The sequence below is a fragment of the Nocardiopsis sp. TNDT3 genome, assembly GCF_003427465.1.
Taxonomy (GTDB): Bacteria; Actinomycetota; Actinomycetes; order Streptosporangiales; family Streptosporangiaceae; genus Nocardiopsis; species Nocardiopsis dassonvillei.
Genome location: NZ_QPFC01000546.1, coordinates 1 through 1121 on the forward strand (window position 1 = coordinate 1; position 1121 = coordinate 1121).

A 1121-nucleotide genomic window follows, 5' to 3' on the forward strand; every position below is an offset into this window, starting at 1 on the left:
GAACTCGCGGCCTTCGTCACCGGCGTCGGCCAGCAGCGGCGGCACGTCGCGGTGCGAGCCCACCCGGATGCGGGTGGGGGCGTCGTCGGGGCCGACGTCGGAGAACAGGAAGAGCATCAGCAGGGCGCGGCCACGCGAGCGGAGGTTGACGCGGGGCTCCCCCCGGGCACCGGCGAACGAGGCGTCGAGGTGCCACCCGGCGTCCCCGGGGTCCTCGTCGCTGGGGAAGCGCACGGGGAAGGTGCCGAGCCCGCCCGGGCGCTGCCAACGGCCCTCGCCCACCAACCGGTCGAACGCCTCGTGCAGCGCGGGGGTGGTGGCGGCCTCCCGGAACGGCGGGTCGTGGTAGCCGCCGAGGCGGACGACCGGCCGGGTCCAGGTGGCGGGGTCGTCGGGCTCGCAGCCGAGGTCGGCCCACAGCCGCTCCCGGCCCCGGTCGGCGAGTTCGCGCGGAAACGCCCCGCGCAGGGCGACGAACCCGTCCTCGACGAAGGCCCTGATGTCGTGATCGGTCAGCATGAACCGGTTCCCCTCTCGTTCACCGGCCACGTTAGGGAGCACTCCGGGGGAGCGACCCGACAATCGCGGTTCGCCTCCGGTCGGGAACTCCGGCCCACGGCCGCTCGCGACACACGGAGTCCGCCCTTCCCCTTGGCCGACCCCCTCGCCGGTCAGGGCGGCGGAGACCCCGTGGCGTACGTCCGGGGCAGGAACGGGTGCTCCTCCGGCGTGTCGATCCGCCGGGAGGCGGCCCGGTGAGCCTGTGATCGGCAGGTCCTGGATAGGACCGCGCCGTCCGTCCAGGATCGGTACCAGGGCCCGAGCGGGACCCGGGAGGGCGTGCGGACGCGTGCTCGCCCACCGCCCCGACGTGCCTTCGCCCACCGCCCCGGAGCGGTCGCGGGCGAACGCCACCGACGCCTTCGCCGGTGACGCGGCCGTCCGCTCCGGGAGCACCCGCACCGGGACCACCCGCGCGGACCGGGGCCGCCGGACCGACCCGGCGACGGGGACCCGGCGGCGAACCCCAGCCACGACATGAGGGAGAACGATCATGCCACGTCGAACCATCGACATCACCGTGCCCGACCTGACCGGGAGGCGCGCGCTCGTCACCGGCG

1 protein-coding gene is annotated in these 1121 nt (G+C 75.6%); it reads right to left on the bottom strand.

The features are described from left to right. The coding region (locus DQW06_RS14135; protein ID WP_117198609.1) for a phytanoyl-CoA dioxygenase at window positions 1-519 on the bottom strand (519 nt) is incomplete at its 3' end. Between the last annotated feature and the right edge of the window lie 602 nt (window positions 520-1121).